This window comes from Hyphomicrobium sp. 802 (assembly GCF_000526135.1).
Lineage (GTDB): Bacteria > Pseudomonadota > Alphaproteobacteria > Rhizobiales > Hyphomicrobiaceae > Hyphomicrobium_B.
Map to the genome: position 1 here is coordinate 2636023 of NZ_JAFM01000001.1, position 20754 is coordinate 2656776.

At 61.0% G+C, this 20754-nt stretch carries 20 protein-coding genes and 1 tRNA gene; 12 read left to right on the plus strand and 9 right to left on the minus strand.

The features are described from left to right. Positions 1-37: 37 nt before the first annotated feature. The 5 genes from HYP802_RS0113240 (at position 38) to msrA (ending at position 3203) form a co-directional block, all read left to right on the plus strand. Positions 38-565 (plus strand): hypothetical protein, encoded by a 528-nt coding sequence (locus tag HYP802_RS0113240; protein WP_013947846.1) that lies wholly within the window; start codon positions 38-40, stop codon positions 563-565. Between the two features lie 91 nt (positions 566-656). After that, positions 657-731: transfer RNA gene (locus HYP802_RS0113245), tRNA-Val, on the plus strand. Positions 732-1041: 310 nt separating this feature from the next. Continuing rightward, positions 1042-1524 carry a hypothetical protein gene (locus HYP802_RS0113250; RefSeq protein ID WP_013947926.1) on the plus strand — a complete coding sequence of 161 codons (483 nt, stop codon included), beginning with the start codon at positions 1042-1044 and terminating at the stop codon, positions 1522-1524. Between the two features lie 211 nt (positions 1525-1735). Next, positions 1736-2284, plus strand: coding sequence for a YSC84-related protein (locus HYP802_RS0113255; RefSeq protein ID WP_013947927.1), 549 nt, complete (start codon positions 1736-1738; stop codon positions 2282-2284). A 175-nt stretch (positions 2285-2459) separates the two neighbouring features. Continuing rightward, positions 2460-3203, plus strand: coding sequence for a peptide-methionine (S)-S-oxide reductase MsrA (gene msrA, locus HYP802_RS0113260; protein ID WP_024275900.1), 744 nt, complete (start codon positions 2460-2462; stop codon positions 3201-3203). Positions 3204-3226: 23 nt separating this feature from the next. Here msrA and HYP802_RS0113265 read toward each other — a convergent pair whose 3' ends face one another. The 4 genes from HYP802_RS0113265 to HYP802_RS0113285 form a co-directional block, all read right to left on the minus strand. After that, entirely contained in the window at positions 3227-3619 is a 393-nt protein-coding gene (locus HYP802_RS0113265; protein WP_013947929.1) for an ester cyclase, read from the minus strand. A 13-nt stretch (positions 3620-3632) separates the two neighbouring features. Next, complete coding sequence (locus HYP802_RS0113270; RefSeq protein WP_013947930.1) at positions 3633-4811, minus strand: decarboxylase; 1179 nt, start codon at positions 4809-4811, stop codon at positions 3633-3635. 277 nt (positions 4812-5088) lie between these two features. Then, complete coding sequence (locus HYP802_RS0113275; RefSeq protein ID WP_013947932.1) at positions 5089-7428, minus strand: DUF4384 domain-containing protein; 2340 nt, start codon at positions 7426-7428, stop codon at positions 5089-5091. A gap of 576 nt (positions 7429-8004) precedes the next feature. After that, complete coding sequence (locus HYP802_RS0113285) at positions 8005-9264, minus strand: threonine ammonia-lyase (protein ID WP_013947934.1); 1260 nt, start codon at positions 9262-9264, stop codon at positions 8005-8007. Positions 9265-9417: 153 nt separating this feature from the next. Between HYP802_RS0113285 and HYP802_RS22925 the strand changes: the two genes are divergently transcribed. Together HYP802_RS22925 and HYP802_RS0113295 are read left to right on the plus strand one after the other, a co-directional pair. After that, on the plus strand, positions 9418-10098 hold the full coding sequence (locus HYP802_RS22925) for a hypothetical protein (protein ID WP_013947935.1): 681 nt from the start codon (positions 9418-9420) through the stop codon (positions 10096-10098). Positions 10099-10223: 125 nt separating this feature from the next. Beyond that, positions 10224-11105 carry an NAD(P)-dependent oxidoreductase gene (locus HYP802_RS0113295; RefSeq protein ID WP_013947936.1) on the plus strand — a complete coding sequence of 294 codons (882 nt, stop codon included), beginning with the start codon at positions 10224-10226 and terminating at the stop codon, positions 11103-11105. Positions 11106-11116: 11 nt separating this feature from the next. Here the strand turns inward: HYP802_RS0113295 and HYP802_RS0113300 are convergent, their stop codons facing one another. From HYP802_RS0113300 to HYP802_RS0113310, 3 genes are all read right to left on the minus strand, one after another. Continuing rightward, on the minus strand, positions 11117-11617 hold the full coding sequence (locus HYP802_RS0113300) for an Lrp/AsnC family transcriptional regulator (protein WP_013947937.1): 501 nt from the start codon (positions 11615-11617) through the stop codon (positions 11117-11119). A 126-nt stretch (positions 11618-11743) separates the two neighbouring features. Then, positions 11744-12355 (minus strand): glutathione S-transferase, encoded by a 612-nt coding sequence (locus HYP802_RS0113305; protein WP_013947938.1) that lies wholly within the window; start codon positions 12353-12355, stop codon positions 11744-11746. Between the two features lie 3 nt (positions 12356-12358). Continuing rightward, positions 12359-12922 (minus strand): thermonuclease family protein, encoded by a 564-nt coding sequence (locus tag HYP802_RS0113310; protein WP_013947939.1) that lies wholly within the window; start codon positions 12920-12922, stop codon positions 12359-12361. A 204-nt stretch (positions 12923-13126) separates the two neighbouring features. Between HYP802_RS0113310 and HYP802_RS0113315 the strand changes: the two genes are divergently transcribed. From HYP802_RS0113315 to HYP802_RS0113330, 4 genes are all read left to right on the plus strand, one after another. Further along, complete coding sequence (locus HYP802_RS0113315) at positions 13127-14719, plus strand: HAMP domain-containing sensor histidine kinase (protein ID WP_245261499.1); 1593 nt, start codon at positions 13127-13129, stop codon at positions 14717-14719. Positions 14720-14750: 31 nt separating this feature from the next. Continuing rightward, positions 14751-15449 carry a TIGR02281 family clan AA aspartic protease gene (locus HYP802_RS0113320; RefSeq protein WP_013947941.1) on the plus strand — a complete coding sequence of 233 codons (699 nt, stop codon included), beginning with the start codon at positions 14751-14753 and terminating at the stop codon, positions 15447-15449. A 48-nt stretch (positions 15450-15497) separates the two neighbouring features. After that, on the plus strand, positions 15498-16067 hold the full coding sequence (locus HYP802_RS0113325) for a TIGR02281 family clan AA aspartic protease (protein WP_013947942.1): 570 nt from the start codon (positions 15498-15500) through the stop codon (positions 16065-16067). A 108-nt stretch (positions 16068-16175) separates the two neighbouring features. After that, entirely contained in the window at positions 16176-17681 is a 1506-nt protein-coding gene (locus HYP802_RS0113330) for a phosphomannomutase/phosphoglucomutase (RefSeq protein WP_013947943.1), read from the plus strand. Between the two features lie 100 nt (positions 17682-17781). Here HYP802_RS0113330 and HYP802_RS0113335 read toward each other — a convergent pair whose 3' ends face one another. Both HYP802_RS0113335 and dusA read right to left on the minus strand, forming a co-directional pair. Beyond that, on the minus strand, positions 17782-18609 hold the full coding sequence (locus tag HYP802_RS0113335) for a sulfite exporter TauE/SafE family protein (RefSeq protein ID WP_013947944.1): 828 nt from the start codon (positions 18607-18609) through the stop codon (positions 17782-17784). Between the two features lie 9 nt (positions 18610-18618). Further along, positions 18619-19623, minus strand: a complete 1005-nt coding sequence (gene dusA, locus HYP802_RS0113340) for a tRNA dihydrouridine(20/20a) synthase DusA (RefSeq protein WP_013947945.1) — start codon at positions 19621-19623, stop codon at positions 18619-18621. Positions 19624-19880: 257 nt separating this feature from the next. Between dusA and HYP802_RS0113345 the strand changes: the two genes are divergently transcribed. Next, positions 19881-20684 carry an LssY C-terminal domain-containing protein gene (locus HYP802_RS0113345; protein WP_348623904.1) on the plus strand — a complete coding sequence of 268 codons (804 nt, stop codon included), beginning with the start codon at positions 19881-19883 and terminating at the stop codon, positions 20682-20684. The last annotated feature ends 70 nt before the right edge of the window (positions 20685-20754 follow it).

Sequence of the window (20754 nt, forward strand, 5' to 3'; positions counted from 1 at the left end):
TCCGGCGAGATCGGCGTTCCTAGCCTTGAGGTTTTACATGCCCGCGACATTCCCGTTCGTTCGCCTTGCTGCTGCTCTGCTCGCGGCTTTGGCGCTGTCATTGGTCATGGCGTCCGAAGCACTCGCGAAGACGGCGACGGTCGGCCCGGTCTCAGTCGAGGTGGCTGACGACTTCAAGAATGTGGCGGGCCAAGTACCGGCAATCCATCAGTACGCGTCGGGCATTACCGTCGAGGCGTCGCCGTTGCCGCCCGAAGCGCTGCACGAATTCAAGGGGCCTGCGTTCCTCGATTATCTGAAAAGTCTCGGCTTCACGGATCCGGCCTATGTCGAGGGCGGCGGCTTGAAGCGGACCGACGCGTATACGTTTGTCACTGCCGATGCCAAGGGCGCGCAAGGGCCGGAGACACGGTTCCTGCTTGTCATTGGTGGCGAGGGCCGCGCCGCGATCGTCACGGCTTATGCACCCAAGAGCGCATTGGCCGACGGTCACGCCAGCCGTGCTACGATCGAGGCCATCCTCGCCAGCGCCACGGTGACGCCTGCTCCTGCCACCAAGCCGTGATGCGCCGTCCGCGGCTTTCCGGCCCAGATCGCGGCCCGTTTGCGGCTTGACAGCGCGATCCGCCGCCTCGCATAAGGGCCGTTCCCAAATCGGGCGGTTAGCTCAGCGGTAGAGCACACGCTTCACACGCGTGGGGTCATAGGTTCAATCCCTATACCGCCCACCATATCCTTCTAATTGTCGATCGATATTTTACGCTCTCTCTCGATAGGTGCCGCCGCGAACCGCGGGATGCGATAGACGTGGATCAGGCGCACCCAATTCCACTCGCCAAACTTGTGGTCTCAAAGCGGTAGCACCTGCTGGGCGCGCCTACGCGCGGCCGACATGCCTTCAATCGATCTCTTTTCCAAATTGGTTCAATTGGACCAATACGTTGGATTTATGGGTCGGGACTGTCGATCTTTCGTTCATGGCCGGAGCGACGCCGAGGGGCGTGACCGTTCCGGGAGACGAACGAAAGAAGGAACAGTCTCATGGCCTTTACTTCGCTGTTGAACGATCGCTTCCCTCGCCAAGCCGAGGTTTGGCTCCCTCAAAGGCCCCGCCCGGTCACCGCCTCGCATGTGCCAACGACCGAAGCCGTGCCGAGCTATGACCTCTCCGTGCATCCGGCGCCCTTCGTCATCGGCCTCGCCTCCTGCGCTTGGTTTCTGGTTTTGAGCTGGACGTGTTTTGGCGCGTTCGACCTCCACACTGGTCTGGCCGTCGCCATCGTGACGATCATCTCGGCGATGTATCTCGGCGGTATTACTCTCGGCGCCTATAATTCCAGCAGCGCCGCGAATGACCGCGCAGCCGGGCAGCGTCGCAGCTTCCACCAGTTTCTCCACGGCCGAGTCGACATCGCGACGGGCCTCGTCAGCGGACGCGAGGCCCTGCTTCAGATCGCGCTCCTGCCGGTCAGTCTGGCTGCCGGCGCAACAGCTATGGCGCTGATCTGGCTGACGATCCAATAGCCTTCCACCCCAAGGACGCGGGCCTCATCGTATGATGGCCCGCCCTTCCCAATAGTCTCACCTTGCCGGAAAATCAGCGTCCGGCATTTGTGTTTGCGGCCGAACACCGTTAATCGCCGACTTAATCCGTGGGCCGAAATTTTTGGCCCGCAAGCGAAATTCGGCCATGAAGCGCAGGCAAGCGTCGGTCGGGGCACGAGGGAGACAAAACATGTTCATCAGACACCTTAGCGTGGCGCTCGTCGCGTGGTTCGCGCTCGTCGCAGCGTCGCCAGCAAGCCGCGCAGAATCGGGACCAGAGATCGATGCCGGCGTGCATGAGACCATGCAGCGATTTTTCCGCCAGGTCGGCGGCGCGCGCGAACTGGCGCACAAGGCTGTCGGTATTTTGGTGTTTCCGTCCGTCGTGAAGGCGGGCTTCGGCATCGGCGGAGAATATGGCGAAGGCGCGCTGCTGATCGGCGGCCGCACTGCCGGTTATTACAATACCGTTTCGGGCTCGTTCGGCTTTCAGATCGGCGTGCAGGCGCGATCGGTCATCATCGCGTTCATGACGCCCGAGGCGCTTCACCAGTTTCGCAAAACCGCGGGATGGAAGGTCGGCGCAGACGCTTCGGTGGCAATCATCACGGTCGGCGTCGGCGGATCAATCGACACCAACAAGATCACGAGCCCGGTCGTCGGCTTCATCCTCGACCCCAAGGGGCTCATGTATAATTTGACGCTCGAAGGGTCGAAGATCTCGCGCATATCGCGATAACGCAATTTATCTCGTGTCGCCTCGGCCGCTTTTTAAAGCCGCCGGGGCACATTCCGCGTGCGAGCGGTAAGGTTCAACAAGACGTTACCGCGGACGCTCGCGTAACGGATTGCGCACGGCAGACGTAGGCATTGGAGTGTGCGGAAGCACACGACCAATCCCCCCGGAGACGTCCATGGCAATCCAGTTCAAATCTCTTTTGCGGTCCGACCGCATTTTCTTTTCAATCGTCACCGTTGCGGCTGCCGTCTTTGTTCTGAGTACGGTCGGCGGCGTAGGCGTCGATGCGGAGGAAGGCATGCGCGTGCCGCCGCCCGCCATCGATGAGCCCGCACCTCAAAGCGCGCATCTTGAAACGGCCGTGCTGGCAGGCGGCTGCTTCTGGGGCGTTCAGGGCGTGTTCCAGCACGTTTCCGGCGTGAAGAATGCGGTCTCCGGATATACCGGCGGCGACGCGCAGGATGCGCACTATCGGATCGTCGGCACAGGCGCGACGGGCCACGCGGAATCCGTGCAGGTGACGTTCGATCCGCAGAAGATCAGCTACGGTAAGCTGCTGCAGATCTATTTCTCAGTGGCGCACGATCCGACCGAACTCAACCGTCAAGGGCCGGATTCAGGCACGCAGTATCGCTCGACGATTTTTCCGATGACGGCGGAACAGGCGAATGTCGCGAAGGCTTACATCGCACAGCTCGATGCCGCGCATATCTTCCCAGACAAAATCGCCACGACGGTGGAGCCCGGCCGCACGTTCTTTCCGGCCGAGAACTATCATCAGAATTTTCTGACGCTGAACCCAAACTATCCGTACATCGTGATCAACGACCTGCCGAAGGTCGCCAATCTGAAGCGGCTGTTCCCGGAGAACTATCGGGCCGAGCCGAAGTTGGTCGCGCTCGCGAAGGCGTCGAACTAAGGTCACGCGATTGCTTAAGAGGCTCAGACTTTGATCTGAGCCTCAATCGCAGCTTTATCTACGACCGACCAGACGTGCTGGATCTTCGCGTTCTGAAATTCGTAGATGACGTTCTCGGTGAACGACACCCTGCAGCCGTTTACGGTGAGCCCGAGAAAACTGCCTTTTGGCGTGCAATCAAAGCCCAGACGGCTTGCAACAAAGGGCGGTTCGCAAACCATCAGCAGAATGTGGAATCGGAGGTCGGGAATTTCCGAGACGTCGCGCTCCAGCATGTCTCGATAGCCGGAAAGCCTCAGCAGCTTGCCGTTGCGCGTCACGTCGTCGGCAACGAATGCAGTTAGCCGGTCCCAGTCCCGATTATTCAGGCACGCAATGTACTCGCGGTAGACATCCGCGATGTTGTCGCTTTCCATGCCTAACCGACTATCAGGCGTTGCGCGCGATCGGTTCGAGATCTTCCGTGTAGATCGAATACATCGGCTCGTCCTGCAGGATGACGTCGATGTATTCGCCGTATCCATTAAAGCGCGTGCCCATTGCGCGGGCATAGGCGCCAAGATTACCGATCTCGATGTAATCGCCTTCGCGCACCGAAGCGGGCAGCATGAACGGCCCCTTCATGTGGTCGATGGAATCGCACGTCGGTCCCCAGAACTCGAACGGCTCCAGCGGCTCGTTCGGATCGAGGCCCGGACGAATGAGGCGCACCGGGAAAACGAAGCCCAAATGCGCGCTGTCGAAGAGCGCACCATACGAACCGTCGTTGATGAAAAGCTGGTTGCCCGGTTTGCGCAGATCGACTTTCACGATCAGGCTTTCGGCTTCGGCGACGAGCGCTCGGCCGGGCTCGCAGATCAAGCGGCAATCCTCGGTCACGGGCATCTTCGCCATCGACGCTTTGATGACTTCGATGAAGTCGGACAGCCGCGCGGGCACGCTGTCGGTGTAGCGCGACGGGAAGCCGCCGCCGATATCGATCGCGTCGACCACCACGCCAGCCTTGACGATGTGCTTTTTTACTTCCTCGAACGCCATCGCGTAGGCGTCGGGCGTCGTCGTCTGCGAGCCGACATGGAAGGTGATGCCGAGTTCGTCAGCGACTTGGCGCGCCTTGACGAGCAGGCGCTGCGCCTTCTGGCCGGAGATGCCGAACTTGTGCTCAAGCGGCACGCGGCTGTTCTTGGCCGGAACCGAGACGCGCACGAACAGCTCAAGGTCTTTCGCGCCGTCCGTCTCTTCGATGATCTTCTGCAGCTCGTCTTCAGTGTCGAGCGCGAAGCATTTGATATCGTAATCGAAGTAGGCGCGGCGAATGGCGTAGCGCGACTTCACCGGATGCATGAAGTGCAGGCGCACGCCGGGGATCGTTGCGGCGTCCTCAAGCTCGGCGACGGAGGCGACGTCGAACTGCTTGATGCCCGCACCGTAAAGCGCGCCGAGAAGAAAGACGGAGCTATTCGCCTTGTAAGCGTAAGCGACCTCGCCCGGAAAGTTGTTGATGAACCACCGAGCGGCACGGCCCGCAGCGTGGGGACGCGCGGCGAAGACCGGAAGATCCGGCTTCATCTCGGTCACCATTTCGAGGGCGGTGGCAAACTTCTCCATCGCGAAAGAACCTCCTGAGGAAGCGCTATCCGGTTTCGCGCGCGGCAGCCGAGCGATGTCGGCTCTGGACACAATGTTGAAGGGGTGCATTTAGGTACCTCGGCTCCCTCTGTAAAGCCTTTCCGAACCCAAACGCTTTTTAGGGTTGTCGGATTCTCTCCCGAACGCGAGTGGCGGGATGCAATTGGCATACAGAGCGATGCGTTTCGGCACCTACCGTTTGCGACAGTTTTACGAAACGCCCTGTTTTCAGGCATTTGGCGCCGCGTTCGAGACGTCAGCGAAGGCCGAGGATGAGGACTGCGCGGCCGTCGCGGAGTGGCCGGTCCGTCACGATGTCGGGCCGCGGTGGCTCGATGCGCTCGCCCTGAGCTTCGCGGCGGCTGATGGCGCCAGCCCGGGCGATGCGGGCGCGCTCGGCCTTTTCCGGGTTGGCGCGCATCTCCCAATCGGTGACGAGCGTGTCGCGAATGAAGTTTTCCCAGTTACCGAGTACCGTGAAGCGCTGATGCACGAAGTCGTGCTCAATGCCGACCGGCGGGGTGGCGCTGGTCGAGCAGCGACCTAGAATCGTCTCGCTGCCCGTTGCCTTGTAGCGAAGCTGGAACGGCGCATCGGCCGACGGGATACTGACCGGCTTTCCGGCCTTGATCAGATTGTCGTGCTGGAAATCGGTCGGAAACAGCACGGTCCCAACGCCCTCGGCATCGACGCTAATGATCGTCAGGTAGCAGTCGTTGTCGGCTTCGGCCTTGATCGTCACGAGATCGCCGGGAACCGGGCGTGGCTTATCGAGCCACATGCTGAGCCCAATGTCTGTCTTTACTTCGCGCAGAAACCCGGCGGATGCCGTCTGCTTCGGCTTGTCCATGCCTTTGAGCAGCGAAAACAGCTGTTCGAGCTGCGCGCGCGACAGCACGCCGTGCAGAAGGCGGCGGGCGAGCGGCGCGGCTTGGCCTTTGGCGTTTGAAAGCTCTTTCAGGAAGTCTTTGCGTTCGAGGCCCGTCTCGGACAGCGCGACCTCAAAATCAGCGCCTTCGCGATAGCGGCGAGCAAGACCCGAAACCATCTCTTCGCCATGAATTCGAAGGTTGAGATCGACGCCGACCGATTTGGCGGCGGCGCGGAAGCGATCCGTGCCGCCAAGCATCAGGAGCGCATTTTCGCTGTCCGTGCCAAACAGCGGCAGCGCGGTGCGGCGGTCGGCTGGCATCGGTGCAGATGAGATATCGACTGGACCGGCAGGTCTGAAATCATCCTTGGCTTTGACCAATCCTTCGGTATGGCAAGCGAAGCAATCGGTGCCGGCCTTCGTTGTCGGCTCGACGGCGTTGGCTTCATCGCCCGCGTATGGCTTCTCAATGCCCGGCAGGACCCGATCGATGCGGTTGCCCGATGCATCGTAGAGCGCGAACGCATAAAAGCCGTTGGGTAGCGCGAACAGCGCGCGGACTTCATCCGTCTTGAAGGGCGACGCAGCGCTGGTTGCGGATTTGGGGCCCAACGGGTGATCGAAAACGTTCTGGTCGCCGGTGCTGGTCGCAAAGTCGTAGACCAGCCACAGTCCCGCATGATCGCCGGGGTGACGTTCGATCAAACGATTGCCGCGCGTCACTGCGCTCTCGCGAACGGCAATGCGGCGGACGGAGCCGGCACGAATATCGTCGTCGATCTTCGCACCGTTCATGGCGGCAAGAGAGGATAGTTTCTGCGGGATGCCAAGAAGACCGTAATAAAGCGGCGTTTCGCCTGCGGCAGCGGCAAGCCAATCGCCGTTGACGATGACTGCTTTCGTCTGCGCAGTTTTTAAAATGTCCGGCGCGACGGCGTGAACGAGCGCGGGCGGATAGGCGTCTTCGATCATCGCCCAGCGCGCCGCGTCCCAGCCGAAATCCGAAAGCCGGAACGACAGCACCGTTCCAGCCGCATCGAGCGGCGTCAGCTTCACGGGTTCGGGCGCCCAAGAGAGCGCGTTCATCAGCTTGTTCAGTGCGGCCGCATATGCCGCCATTTCGTCCGGTGTCGCGCACGCGTTGTAGAGGTGGGCGAGAGAAATGAAGCGGACATCCTTGCCCTGCTCGCGTTCCAGATGCTGAGCGTCCCGCATCAGCTTGTCGAGGTCGGGAAGGCTGATCGGCCGGCGCGACGGACACGTTTGCGCGGAATCGGGAAGATCCTTCAGCCAGCGGCGAAGGGCGAGAATGTCGTCGGGCTGCGGTTCCGCCGCCGCGTTGGCGCTGATAAAAACATCGAGCGGTGCATGACGCGTTTCCAGAACGTCGTACAGACGCGAGGCGTCGGGGAAACCAGGCTTCACCAAAATGGAATCGCGCGCCACATCGTCGATATCGAGAATGTTCGCGAGGCCGCCTGACGCCAGCGGGCGTTCAAGCTTGCCCGTCTGATGGCAGCGCGCGCAGTAGGTATCGAGGATGCTATAGGCCTTCGCGGCGAGCGGCTCTTCGGGGCGCGGCGGCACCGCAGACGATGCGGGCGACGTGACAGGCGCAGACGCGGCTTGCCGATCCGCCGCGACGGCAGCGAGCGCGCCGAAACAGGCGAAAGTCAGCAGGCCCGCCAGCAGCCGCGCATAAAACAACACGTCTTCGAATTGCACGTCGTCTCTCGTGTTCCGTCTTCCAGGCTCAAGACCGCCTCTGGCCGCCGTATCTTCGCGCATCCCTAGAGCCGAGGCGCGGCTGTAACGTGGCAACCGGCGGTCCGTCCCCACTTATTGGCATGCCAAATCGGAGCGCGGGTTTACACCTTGTTTACAGGTGTAAACAGTTCGTTAATCCGACCGTATAGCGATTAGTCATCGCAAGACTCCAAAATCGACCGCCTCGTAAAAGTCGGTTACAAGAAGCTTACTTCAATAGATTGAAGGCGGGCTTGTGCGATGGATCTCAAGGCAGCCAGTGATCAAAACTCCACGGTCGATCGTTTAACGCGTGCCGGTATGGCGATTTGTTTTCTGGCAAGCTGCGGACTTCTGATCGGCGCGCTCATTTTCAATAAGCTTCAAGACGACACCAAGTTGAAATTTCCGCTGCCCGTCCAGTTCACTTCGAGGTAGCCGCAATATTTTCGATGCCTCGTCAATTTCGATCCGACTCTTCCCCGATCCAACGATCCACTTAGGGCCCTCCGCAAAAGCCGAGGGCCCTTCTTTTTGCGCGTTGTTTTCTGGCGGTCAGGGCGCTCCGGCGCCGGTGGAACTCTTCACCATCACCGAATAGCCCGCCGCCTTCAGCCCGGCCACGACAAGATCGAGATGCGCGCGATCGCGCGTCTCGATGACGAGGTGAAGCTCGGTGCCTTTCGCAGGAACGTCGGTAAAAACGCGCTGATGATAAACTTCGACGACATTGGCGCCGACGCCGCCGATCACGCCCGCGACTTTGGCGAGCTGGCCGGGCCGGTCGGGAAGGTCGATGGCAAGGCGTGACAGGCGGCCGTCACGGGCAAGCTCGCGCGTCAGAACGCTGGCCAGCAGCCGCGTGTCGATATTGCCGCCGCAGAGAACCAGACCGATCTTGCGGCCCTTATAAAGCCTGTTCGCGCCGATCAACGCGGCGAGCCCGGCGGCGCCTGCGCCCTCGACGACCGTCTTCTCGATCGTGATCAGTAGTGACACGGCGCGTTCGAGATCGGCTTCTGAGACGAGCAGAATATCGTCGACCAGGGCTTCGACAATCTCTTGCGTCAGGCTGCCTGGCGTCTTGACGGCGATGCCTTCCGCGAGGGTATCGCCGCCGATGGGCAACGAGGCGTGTTTCACGGCGTTGAGCATTGACGGGTAGAGCTGCGCCTCGACGCCAATGATCTTGATCTTGGGGTTGATCGCTTTCGCGGCGACAGCCATGCCCGAGATCAATCCGCCGCCGCCGATCGGCACGATCAGCACATCGAGGTCGGGCGCGACCGCAAGCATCTCAACCGCAACCGTTCCCTGCCCCGCAATCACGGCCGGATCATTGAACGGATGAACGAAGGTCATGCCGCGCTCGGCCCCATAGGCGACGGCGAAGGCGTAGGATTCTTCCAGCGTCTGACCTTCGAGAATGACTTCGGCCCCATGGCTGCGGGTGTTCTCGACCTTGATGGTGGGCGTCGAAGCCGGCATCACGATTGTTGCCGGGATGCCGAGACGGTGGGCGTGATAGGCCACACCCTGGGCATGATTTCCGGCCGACATGGCGATCACACCATTTTGCCGCTCGACGTCCGACAGCGACAGGAGCTTGTTTAAGGCCCCCCTCTCCTTGTAGGACGCGGTGAACTGCAAGTTCTCGAACTTCAGCCAGATTTCGGCGTTGAGAAGGGTGCTGAGGGTTCGGCTTGGCTCGAAGCGCGTCGGAACGACGGCCCCGCGGATCGCCTCTGCCGCGCGGACCACATCGCCATAGGTTACGGATAGGGGCCGGGAATCAAGTTTCGCCAAATTTGTCATTATCGTCCGGGAGGTTTAATGGAAGGTCTTTCCTTAGCATATTGCTCGGCAGCGTGGCGCTACCAGCTTTTGGCCCGTCGCCATTCAGCATTTGCTCAGGCCCGTGCATCTACCGGCGATAACTTCCACCGATTCGCCGTCCGGAGAACGTAAATGGCCCGTCTGCCCCTGAAGTCGATTGCCGCGGTGGCGGCCCTGCTTGTGGGCTTTGCCCTGCCTGCAAGCGCGCAGACGTTCGAATACACGCCCTACAGGGGGGTCAACAATACCGGCGGCCAGCCGACCGACCCGCCGCCGGACAGCTACACGCCGAACCATCAGAGTTCGCCTCCCGGCGTCGGAGGCGCGGCGGCGCCTCCCTACCAAGCTGGTGAATCCGATGCCTATCAGAGCAGCGGCAATGCGCCCGCGCCTGCCGGTGACGCCTATTCGTCGCCGTGGGGCCACTACTCTCCCTCCCAAGATGTCTTTTCGCCTGCCCGGAACGGTGGTGGATCGCCTCCACCGTCAGTTCAACCGCCGCGCGGCGTGGGCGGACCGCCGATTCAAGATGTCGGCACCATGCCGCGGATCGAAGTCCAAGCCTCGGCCCCCGATGACGGTGTTCCCCTAAGCGTTCGGCAGGATGATGCCCGCCGGGCCGCAATCCAGGGCTGGCGCAGCAAGGTTGCCGACCGTTATGGCCCGGAATTTTCCGAGTGGCGTTCTGCCGTGGGAAAGAACGTCAATTGCCACAAGGACCGGCGCAACGGCGTCATCTGCATCGCGAGCGCTCAGCCGGTGCGCGGATTTGACCGCGGCAACCCGTGGGCCGCTCAGAACCGCCGCTACTAGCGGTCTCTTCGCAACATCAGTCGAGCAGACGCCGGGACAATGGCAGTTGATCCCGGCGTTGCTTTTTGTCATCAGCCGCCGTGGTCGGATGAGACGCACGGCGAAGCGGAACAGGAACAGACAATATGGCGAAGGTGGCTTGGCTCGGTCTCGGCGTCATGGGCTATCCCATGGCTGGGCATCTGAAGACGCGCGGCGGCCATGATGTCGTCGTCTACAATCGGACTGCCGCCAAAGCCCAGAAATGGCAGCAGCAGTTCGGCGGCACAGTCGCTGCTACGCCAGCGGAAGCCGCGCGTGGCTGCGAGGTGGTGTTTGCGTGCGTCGGGAATGACGACGACCTGCGCAGCGTCACGACCGGCCCAGACGGCGCTTTTCAGTCCATGGGTGCGGGCACGATCTTCGTCGACCACACGACAGCGTCGGCCAAGGTCGCACGGGAACTGGCGGCGGCGGCACAGTCCGGCGGCTTCGCATTTCTCGACTGCCCCGTTTCGGGTGGCCAGGCGGGCGCCGAAAACGGCGTGCTGACCGTCATGGCTGGCGGCGACAAAAGCGCATTCGAGAAGGCTGAGCCGCTGATCACTTGCTTCGCGCGCGCTGTCCGTCTCATGGGACCTTCCGGATCAGGGCAGCTTGCCAAGATGTGCAACCAGATCGCGATCGCAGGGCTCGTCCAGGGGCTGGCGGAATCGATCCATTTCGCCGAGTGCGCCGGGCTGGATGTGACGGCGCTGATCGAGACGATCTCGAAGGGCGCGGCGCAATCGTGGCAGATGGACAACCGCTGGAAGACCATGCACGAGCGCAAATTCGACTTCGGTTTCGCCGTGGACTGGATGCGCAAGGATCTCGCGATCTGTTTCGATGAAGCACAATCGAACGGCGCCGATCTGGCGGTGGCAAAAGTCGTCGACGGTTTCTATGCGGACGTTCAGGCCCACGGCGGGAGCCGCTGGGATACATCGAGCCTGATCGCGCGCCTCAAACCCAAAACGTCGGACTGACGGCTAGGCTCTTACACTTCGGCGCGCTCGCTCTTTCCCGAACGCTCGGTGATCGCGAACTGCAGCGGAAGGGCGGTCGTGTATTTGATCTGCTCCATCGCGAAGGCCGACGACACCTTGGCGATATCGACGCGCGAGATCAGCTTTTTGTAGAAGGCGTCGTAGGCCGCGATGTCGGGCACCGCGACGCGAAGCAGATAGTCGATCTCCCCGGACATCCGATAGAATTCGACAACTTCGGGAAATTCCGCGACAGCGGCGTGAAATTTTTCCAGCCAGTTGAGCGAGTGCTTGTCCGTCTTGATCGAGACGAACACCATCACGCCGGCATTCACCTGTTGCGCATCGAGAATGGCGACCCGGCGCTGGATGACGCCCGACTCTTCGAGCTTCTGCACGCGCCGCCAGCAGGGTGTCGTCGAAAGGCCGACTTCCTTGCCGATGTCAGCAACGGGGCGCGTGCAATCCTGCTGCAGAATGCGCAGGATTTTAACGTCCATTTCGTCGAGCATCGGCACCGCCCTGGCCAAGAGAACAACATTTTACGCTTTCGCGTCGCGTTTTGAGATTATTATTCTATATATTCTGTCTGTCAACGTGATGATTGGTAATATTTTCCACGTATCGTCCGATGGACGTCAAGCTTTTGCGCTCGGCCGGGCTGAAACCTCTCCGTGCCAACGCGTAACGTTGGCAAACACATCCGGTCTGCCGAGGCGGGCGGGCCGCATGAAATCGACGGCGACGAGAGCCGTGATGTCGGCGATCGTATAATCGTCTCCAGCGATAAAGCGGCTGTCGGCAAGGCGGGCATCGAGGCGGCCAAGTTCGAATGCAACTTTCTCTTTATTAGCCTCCCCCCACTCCGCGACCTGGGGCACTTCGAGATGGGCCATTTTCGGATGAAGGTGGCGGAAAACACTGAACACAGCGCTCGACAAACCCAGCTCGACGCGCCGGTTCCACATCTCGACTTCGGCCTTGCCGATGGCACCGACGCCCAACAGCGGCGGCTCAGGCTTTATCTCCTCGAAATAACGGCAGATTGCGACGGTCTCAGAAATCGTCCGCCCGTCATCGAGAACCAGAACCGGAACGCGATGCCAGGGATTGAGCTTAGCAAAGTCGCCGCTTTTAAGGTCTTCGGTCATCATATCGCGTTCCTCGCGCGGAACGACGATGCCCTTCTCGGCCAGGAATATGTTCACGCGTCTGGGGCTCGGAGCGGCGTGTGTCTCGATGATGTGCATGGTTCACCTGTCATCCCCGGAGGCGTGCTCGCGACGCCAATCGCGCGGCTCTTCAAAAGCTCCGGCCCAAATTCCTCTGCGCTCGGCACGCGCGACGGCCTGCTCGTCCCAGTATGCGCCATAGGCGACTGCCATGCCGGAGACGATCATTTGCGCATTAAGATCGCGGCCGCCAGCTGAGCAGCGACCCAGCATTCGGCCGTAGACGTCGCGTTCTTCGATGGCGCAGGTGACGTCATCATCGCCAATAGCACGGACCAGTTCGTCCCGCGCCGCCGCCCCGCAATCCCAGCGCGTGCCGTTTTTCTCGCAGCCTTGTCGCCATTCCGGCGCGTCTATGCCTTTGAGGCGCACCCCTTCTTTGCCGACCCATAGGCTGTCGCCGTCAATAGGATCTCCATAGCCGGTGACCGTTGGCGGATAGGGATCGGCCGGGTCGGCACGGTGCCACCGCGTGTTCCAGTGGCGGTGGCCGTTGACGATGACTGCGGCAAACAAAGTTAAAACCAGCGCAAGCTTAACAAAGGATGCCCAGTTTCGCCGTCTCCAGCGTCGCCAACGCCCCATTTGCGGCTTCCTTCGCTCTGGTTGTGTAGCCTCCTTTTCGACCGGCGAAGGAGACCTTTAAGGCTTGCTTTAACGAATTGCCGCCAATTTACGAACTGCGCCCGGCATGAGCACGCGCAAATTCATGGAATGGGAATAACGGCTCGCGGGATGGACGACAACGTTCAGAGTGTCGAGGCAACGGCTGTCGACGGAGCGCCCTCTATGCGGCAGACCCAATCTCGGAATGACCTTAGGTCTTTCCGGGAAAAGCTCACGCATGGCACCGCCAATAAGCCGGAATTCGAATACGAACTTCTGACGATGTTTGCGCGCAACGAAACGAGCGCGCCCTTCGCCATGCCGGCGTTGTGCTTCATCTTCTACATCACGTCGATGTTCTGGGCGTCCTTCACGGAGGCGACGACCTGGATTGCGATCGTGTCGATCTCGCGCGTCTATATGCTCGATCAGTGCCGGCGGCTGCTCTCCATTCCGCGCACCGAGGTGAATGTCGGACAGTGGCGCCGCCATTTCGTCCGCATCGAACTCGTCAACGGCTTTGCGCTCGCGGCGTTCGCGCTGATCGGCATGTCGATCCATGGCGGCGGCGGGCACCATCTTATGTCGCCCGCGACGTTCTCATCGCATGTGTTTATTTTCGCGACGCTGATGGTCGTGCTGGCGATCCGCATGACATTTGCATCAACGCTACCACAACTCTTTCTCGCAGGCACCGTGCCGATGACGGTTGCGGTTGCGGCGCGTCTCTTCTCCCTTGGCGATCCGTTCTATTTCGCCCTCGGCTCGATGGCGATCGGCATCCACGTCTTTTTCGTCTATCTGGCGCGCGGGCTGCACTCGACGGCGCTGGCGATGGTCGAATACCGAGCGGAAAAGGACGGCTTGATCTCTGAACTCGAAGAAGCCACAGCCATCTCGGACGAAGCCCGGCGCCGCGCCGAAGCCGCGAACAAGGCGAAGTCCCGCTTCCTTGCCACGATGAGCCACGAGCTGCGCACACCGCTGAACGCCATCATGGGCTTTTCGGAAGTCATGGAGCGCGAGTTGCTCGGCCCCATCGGCAATGACGTCTATCGCGATTACGCTCACAACATCTACAAGAGCGGCGACCACCTGCTCTGCATCATCAACGAAATTCTCGACCTCTCGCGGATCGAGGCCGGGCGCTACGATCTGAGCGAAGAACCGATCCGCCTGACCGATATTGCCGAGGATTGCCAGCGGCTGGTGAAGATCAAGGCCGATTCAAAAGCGCTGATGATCGTCGAAGATTTCACCCCGGACGTATCGCAGGTGTGGGCCGACCCGCGCGCGATGCGCCAGATTTGCCTCAATCTGCTGTCGAACGCACTGAAGTTCACGCCGAAGGGCGGCCGCATCACGCTGATCGTCGGAAATACCCAGGATGGCGGCCAGTTCCTGACGGTCGCCGACACCGGACCCGGCATTCCGAAGAATGAGATCCCGCGCGTCCTGCAGGCATTCGGCCAGGGCTCGCTCGCGCACGAAACCGCCGAAGGCGGCACCGGGCTCGGACTCTCCATCGTGCAGAACCTGATCCATCTGCATGGCGGCACGTTCGACCTGCAGTCTGAGTTGCGCAAGGGCACCGAAGTGACCGTAACGATACCGCCTCAGCGCGTTCTCAATCCGCTATCGCCGCTGCAGCCCGTGGGACAGGAACGTCACCGCGATCCCTGTGCGCCGCGGCAGCCGCGGCAACCGCGGATGCGCCCCTCGTCTTCATCGTTCGGTTCCGAAGCACCGATGCGGGTGGCCGGAGAGGCGCGCTAATCACCATCTTCTCACTCAACAAGGCCGGGGCATGCTGATCTTTCTGCTTTTCGTCGTGGTCGTCGGGCTCGCCGGAGTGCTGGGCGCGTCGATGCTTGGTGGCTTCAATTTCGATGCGATTCCGAACCTCCCAGTCGCAGCGTCCGTCATCGGCATTCTGCTCGCGCTCTACATCGCCACGCTTCTGAGCCATCGCGGCGAACGGCGGCTCGCCGTCTGGCCGACGCTGGCGGCTTGCATCGCGGGTGGGGTGCTCGTCATGGGTGCTTTCAACAAGGACGTGGCGTTCTCGCTTGCCGATGTCATGACCTTTGCGCGGCACGCGAACGATACCGCGGTACCGACGCCGCGGGATGCTTCGGCGTCCGTCCTCCTTCGCCGCGCAGACGACGGCGGCTTTCTGGCCAATTCGGAGATCAACGGCGCGGCGCTGACGGCACGCATCGATACCGGCGCGGCGACAGTCATCCTCAAACAATCGGACGCCGAAAAGGCCGGCATCGATGTGGGCACCCTCGCCTACGATACCCCGCTCAGGACCGCCAATGGCACGAGCTATCTGGCGCCGGTGCGTCTCAAATCCGTCCGCATCGGGCCGCTCGTCATGAATGATGTCGAGGGCTTGGTGGCGAAGGCTGGAACTCTTAACGAAACCCTTCTCGGTTCCAGTTTTTTAAGACGTCTCGGGTCATATGAAGTGGCAGGCAATTTCGCGACGCTTCGGCAATAGCTGCGCCCCGAGTCAAGGGTTCGCGGCGCTGTTGAAAGGGCAATGGAAATGTCGTCGGCCACGGCCAGTCTTTTCGCGTCCTTCGCCATCGCGGCTGTTGGCGCGGTTGGACTTGCCTATACCCTGACACATCCTGGCATCGTCGCCGGTATCATGGACCGGCTACATCCGGCACCTATGGTTGCCGATCAGACCGATACGGCACCCTCCCCCGCTTTGGATGCACCAGTCGTTGCCTCGCATGCTTCCAACTCGGTGACGCTGCCTGCTGGTCAATATGGCCACTTTCTGACGGAGGCCGAAATCAACGGCCGGGAAATCGGCGTGATGGTGGATACGGGCGCGTCTCTCGTTGCATTGACCTATAACGATGCCGTCAGAGCCGGAATTTTCGTGAAACCGTCGGATTTCACACATACGGCTCAAACAGCGAACGGCATTGCACGTGTCGCGCCAGTCACGATTTCGCGCATCGAAATCGGCGATATCACCGTGCGAAACGTCAAAGGCGTGGTGTCGGAACGAGGTGCTTCCGAACGCACGCTTCTGGGCATGTCGTTTTTGGGGCGGCTGTCGCGCGTCGAGATGCGCGGTGACAAACTCGAGCTTGAAGAGTGACTATTCCACTATTCCGCCCAGAACATTGCTGATAGAGCGGCCGTCGGAACCACGCGCATGCCAAAGCGCGTTAAGGTCCCCGAATGAACCACGTTCGAGGAGAACCTCATGCTACCGAAGCCACGCGCTGACCTGAAGGCCAACACCGCCGACTTCGAGCGCCTTCCGCTCGTCAAGCCGACCGGCTTCCGCGAATACGACGCGCGCTGGCTCTACCCGCAGGAAATCAACCTGATGGGCCTCAATGCCGTCGGGCTCGGCATGGCGACGCTGTTTGCGCGCCGAGGCGTGCCGAAACGCATCGTCGTCGGCCACGACTACCGCTCGTACTCCGCCGCGGTGAAGCAGGCGCTGATGACCGGCCTGCTCGCCGGCGGATGCGAGGTGCATGACATCGGCCTCGCGCTGTCGCCGATGGCCTACTTCGCGCAGTTCGAACTCGACGTCGAAGGCGTCGCAATGGTGACGGCAAGCCATAACGATAATGGCTGGACCGGCATCAAGATGGGATTGTCGCGGCCGCTGACGTTCGGACCCGACGATATGTCCGAATTGAAGTCGATCGTTCTCAACGGTGAGTTCGAAGCCAAGACCGGCGGGCGCTATATCTTCGTTTCCGATCTTGCCGAGCGCTATACCAAGGCGCTGACCAATCGCCCGAAGCTGAAGCGCCGCTTGAAGGTCGTCGCGGCTTGCGGCAACGGCACTGCGGGCGCCTTTGCACCGCAAGTGCTGGAAGCGATCGGCTGCGAAGTCGTGCCCCTCAACACCGATCTCGACTACACCTTCCCGAACCACAATCCGAACCCCGAAGACATGAAGATGCTTCATGCGGTCTCTGCAAAGGTTCTCGAAACCGGCGCGGATGTCGGCTTGGCCTTCGACGGCGACGGCGACCGTTGCGGTGTTGTTGCCAACGACGGCCATGAAATCTTCGCGGACAAGGTCGGCGTGATGCTGGCGCGCGATATTTCGGCGATCCACAAGAAGGCAAAGTTTGTTGTCGACGTAAAGTCGACGGGCCTGTTCACGACCGATCCCGTGCTGATCGCTAACGGGGCGACGACGAGCTATTGGAAGACCGGCCACAGCTACATCAAGCGCTATAATTTCGAACACAAGACGCTGGTCGGGTTCGAAAAGTCGGGCCACTTCTTCTTCAATGAGCCGCTTGGCCGCGGCTACGACGATGGCCTCGTTTCAGCGATTGCCGTTTGCGACATGCTCGATCGCAGTCCTGGAAAAACGGTTGCCGATCTGCGCGACGCGCTTCCCAAAACCTACGGCTCGCCGACGATGTCGCCGCATTGCGACGACGAGAAAAAGTACGGCGTCGTTGATCGGATCACCGAGCACTATACGAAACAGAAAGAGAGCGGAGGCACGATTGCAGGCCAGGCGATCCGCGATCTCATCACCGTCAACGGCGTGCGCGTGATGCTGGAAGACGGGACGTGGGGCCTTGTCCGCGCATCATCGAATAAGCCGGAGTTGGTCGTTGTGGTCGAAAGCCCGACCTCGGAAGCCAATATGAAGGCGATCTTCAAGGACATCGACCAGCAGCTTTCGCGCTTCCCCGAAGTCGGCGAATACAATCAGAAGATAGCTGTTTAAGCGTAGCGCGCGCCGGCCGCCGGTGCGCACATAATGTCTGCCTTCCTGCCACACATTTTGTGCTGGCGGCCGGCTCCCCGCAGGGGAGCGCCAGCGCCAGTCAAAAAAGCGTCCAGAGGAAACGCGAGACGACGGTCGTCAGGAAGATTGCGAACGCGAGTTCCAGTGCGCGCTTCGAGATGCCGTGCGCGAGCCTCACGCCATAGGGCGCGGCAAAGACTGCGAGCGGCGCGATCAGCAACGCGCCGAGGCTCACGTAGCCGAGCGAAAGCGGTGGCAATCCCTGCTCGCCCCAGCCTGAGATGATGTAGCCGGCGATTCCCGGAACCGCGATCACCGTACCGATGCCTGTCGCGGTTCCAACGGCTCTCAGTAACGGCATGCCATGTAGCGTGAATAGCGGCACCGTGAACGTCGCGCCGCCGATGCCCATCAGCGTCGATACCAAGCCAATCAGGAAGGCAGCGATTTCCAGCCACGGGCGACGTGGGAGCGTGTCGGCGATCTTCCAGTCGTCGCGGCCGAGATACATTTTGATGGCCAACGCTGAGCCGAAAACCACCCATATCCAGCGCAAAACTTCGCTGCTGGCGTAGTACGCGACGACGATACCGACGCTAACGCCGAGAAAAATCCACGGCCCCATGCGCCTGACGATGCCGGTATCGACTGTACCTCGGGCCCGATATTCGGCAAACGAGCGAAATACGGTCGGCGCGATGACGCCGAGCGTCGTGCCGAGCGTGATGTGCATGCGGATGTCTTCGGAAACGCCTGCCGCGCCGAAGACTTCATAGAGGACCGGGACGAGAACACCGCCGCCGCCGATGCCGAGAAGGCCCGACAAAAATCCGGCGAGCAGCCCCGCGCCAGCAAGCAGGGCCAGCAATTCAATCAGATGATGTGTCGGGAGTGCTGAGAATGCCATGCTGTCGGTTCAGGCTGCATCGGGACGGTCTTGCCGTCCGAAGCCATGCTCTGCGAGCGCAATCGCCTCGCTCAGCACCTCAGCGGTGGCGGAAGCGCTGGTTGCGCTCTCGCTCAACAGGCGGCGGAACGCGCGGCCACGCGGCTGACCGTGATAGATGCCCAAAATGTGACGCGTGACGTTCGACAGCCGGCCGCCGTTGGCGACGTGACGTTCGACATAGGGAAGCAGATCGGTCAATGCCTCGCCTCGGGTCGGCGGTGCGGATGCGTCGGCGAAGATGGCCCGATCGACATCCGCGAGAATATACGGGTTTTGATAAGCGGCGCGGCCGAGCATGACGCCATCGACGTGTTCGAGATGCGTCTCAGCATCGGCGATGGTTTCGATGCCGCCATTGATGACTATGGTGAGATCAGGCCGTCGCGCCTTCAGCCGATACACGCGCTGATAATCGAGCGGGGGCACCTCGCGGTTTTCCTTCGGCGAGAGGCCTTTCAACCAAGCCTTGCGAGCATGGACAACAAACGAGGTGCAACCAGTATCAGCGACGACGTCGATAAAGCGTGTCAGATCGGCCTCGGCATCTTGATCGTCGATGCCGATGCGGCACTTGACCGAGACGGGGACAGGCTGGCTTTCGCGCATGGCGGAGACGCACGCGGCGACAAGCTCTGGCTCTGCCATGAGGCACGCACCGAAGCGACCTTCCTGAACGCGATCCGAAGGGCAGCCGACGTTGAGGTTGATCTCGTCGTAACCGAGGTCCGCACCGATCCGCGCGGCGGTCGCAAGCTTCGCCGGGTCCGAGCCGCCAAGTTGCAAAGCGATCGGGTGCTCCTCGGCGGAAAATCCGAGCAATCGTTCGCGGTCGCCATGAATGACGGCATCAGCGGTGACCATCTCGGTGTAAAGCAGCGCACGCTTCGTCAGACGGCGGTGGAAGACGCGGCAATGCCGGTCAGTCCAATCCATCATCGGTGCAACAGAAAACCTATGTGCTTGATATTGCATAAAAACCTGGCAGTGCAGCAGCGTCGAATGCGCGCCATCAAAACAATGGTCACGGCCTCTTTGTACCTGCTTTGCGTGCCGATTGGAGGGGGCATTTGTGTCGCCGTCGACGCTGGCGCCGATGCATAGCGCGATCAACCACCCGCGCAAACTTCCTTTGCAACGCCAATCCAAACACTCTTAATAACGTCGGGTTTGTGCGATCGACCGGGCTGTAGCAGCGCATGGTGAGACGAGCAATTCGGCTTTTGCAACGCGTGGCCATTCTTGGCCTCGGCGCTTTGAGCATCTGGCTGATCGTCGACGTCTTCAAGTTCGTCGATCACCGGTTGCCACCGATCCTGGCGCTGAGCGTGGCCTACGCAATTGGCGCCTATCTCATCCTTCCGAATGCAGTCAGGATGGGTCTCAAAATCCAGCGGGCGCGACATGTACCAAGCTTCACGATCACGGGCGATGGACTTCCGGGCGATCCGATCAACGTGGCGCTGGCCGGGACATTCCAACAGCTGCGCGATGCCTTCGCCGCCGCGGGTTGGGTTGAAGCAGATCGTCTGACGCTGGAAAGCTCGTGGCGCATGGCGAAGGCCTTCGTCCTCAACGAACCCTATCCGACGGCGCCGTTCAGCACGCTGTACTTATTCGGACGCGGACAGGATATCGGCTTTCAAAAGGCAATCGATAACAGCCCGCGCAAACGTCATCACATCCGCTTTTGGGCGCAAGGGCTCGACTATGCGCAGGCGAACGCCAATACGCTCGACTTCTGGCTCAATACCGATCGTCCCGGCGAAGAGGAGCGCGTTCTTTGGATCGGCGCCGGCACACGCGACACAGGATTTTCCCTTACGCGGCTGACCTTCCAAATCACGCACGCGACCGACCCCGATACCGACATCGAACGCGAATTCATCGTCAGCGAATTGACCGGCTGCGGCGCCATCGCGGGTGCAAGACTCTATCGCGCTGGCGATCAGGTGAAGACCGGACGCGTCAACCACTATGTGACGGACGGTGACGTCGCCATTGCGGAAATCGCGATTACAGCAACGGCGGCCTAAAACACGATTTAAACGGGCGACGAACGAACTTCGCTAGTCCTCTTACGTCCCAACCGATGGCCGGGAACAT

Coding starts and splice junctions, on each gene's coding strand:
- HYP802_RS0113240 (WP_013947846.1), top strand. CDS start 38: ATGCCCGCGACATTCCCGTTCGTTCGCCTTGCTGCTGCTCTGCTCGCG.
- HYP802_RS0113250 (WP_013947926.1), top strand. CDS start 1,042: ATGGCCTTTACTTCGCTGTTGAACGATCGCTTCCCTCGCCAAGCCGAG.
- HYP802_RS0113255 (WP_013947927.1), top strand. CDS start 1,736: ATGTTCATCAGACACCTTAGCGTGGCGCTCGTCGCGTGGTTCGCGCTC.
- msrA (WP_024275900.1), top strand. CDS start 2,460: ATGGCAATCCAGTTCAAATCTCTTTTGCGGTCCGACCGCATTTTCTTT.
- HYP802_RS0113265 (WP_013947929.1), bottom strand. CDS start 3,619: ATGGAAAGCGACAACATCGCGGATGTCTACCGCGAGTACATTGCGTGC.
- HYP802_RS0113270 (WP_013947930.1), bottom strand. CDS start 4,811: ATGGAGAAGTTTGCCACCGCCCTCGAAATGGTGACCGAGATGAAGCCG.
- HYP802_RS0113285 (WP_013947934.1), bottom strand. CDS start 9,264: ATGACAAATTTGGCGAAACTTGATTCCCGGCCCCTATCCGTAACCTAT.
- HYP802_RS22925 (WP_013947935.1), top strand. CDS start 9,418: ATGGCCCGTCTGCCCCTGAAGTCGATTGCCGCGGTGGCGGCCCTGCTT.
- HYP802_RS0113295 (WP_013947936.1), top strand. CDS start 10,224: ATGGCGAAGGTGGCTTGGCTCGGTCTCGGCGTCATGGGCTATCCCATG.
- HYP802_RS0113300 (WP_013947937.1), bottom strand. CDS start 11,617: ATGCTCGACGAAATGGACGTTAAAATCCTGCGCATTCTGCAGCAGGAT.
- HYP802_RS0113305 (WP_013947938.1), bottom strand. CDS start 12,355: ATGCACATCATCGAGACACACGCCGCTCCGAGCCCCAGACGCGTGAAC.
- HYP802_RS0113310 (WP_013947939.1), bottom strand. CDS start 12,922: ATGGGGCGTTGGCGACGCTGGAGACGGCGAAACTGGGCATCCTTTGTT.
- HYP802_RS0113315 (WP_245261499.1), top strand. CDS start 13,127: ATGCGGCAGACCCAATCTCGGAATGACCTTAGGTCTTTCCGGGAAAAG.
- HYP802_RS0113320 (WP_013947941.1), top strand. CDS start 14,751: ATGCTGATCTTTCTGCTTTTCGTCGTGGTCGTCGGGCTCGCCGGAGTG.
- HYP802_RS0113325 (WP_013947942.1), top strand. CDS start 15,498: ATGTCGTCGGCCACGGCCAGTCTTTTCGCGTCCTTCGCCATCGCGGCT.
- HYP802_RS0113330 (WP_013947943.1), top strand. CDS start 16,176: ATGCTACCGAAGCCACGCGCTGACCTGAAGGCCAACACCGCCGACTTC.
- HYP802_RS0113335 (WP_013947944.1), bottom strand. CDS start 18,609: ATGGCATTCTCAGCACTCCCGACACATCATCTGATTGAATTGCTGGCC.
- dusA (WP_013947945.1), bottom strand. CDS start 19,623: ATGCAATATCAAGCACATAGGTTTTCTGTTGCACCGATGATGGATTGG.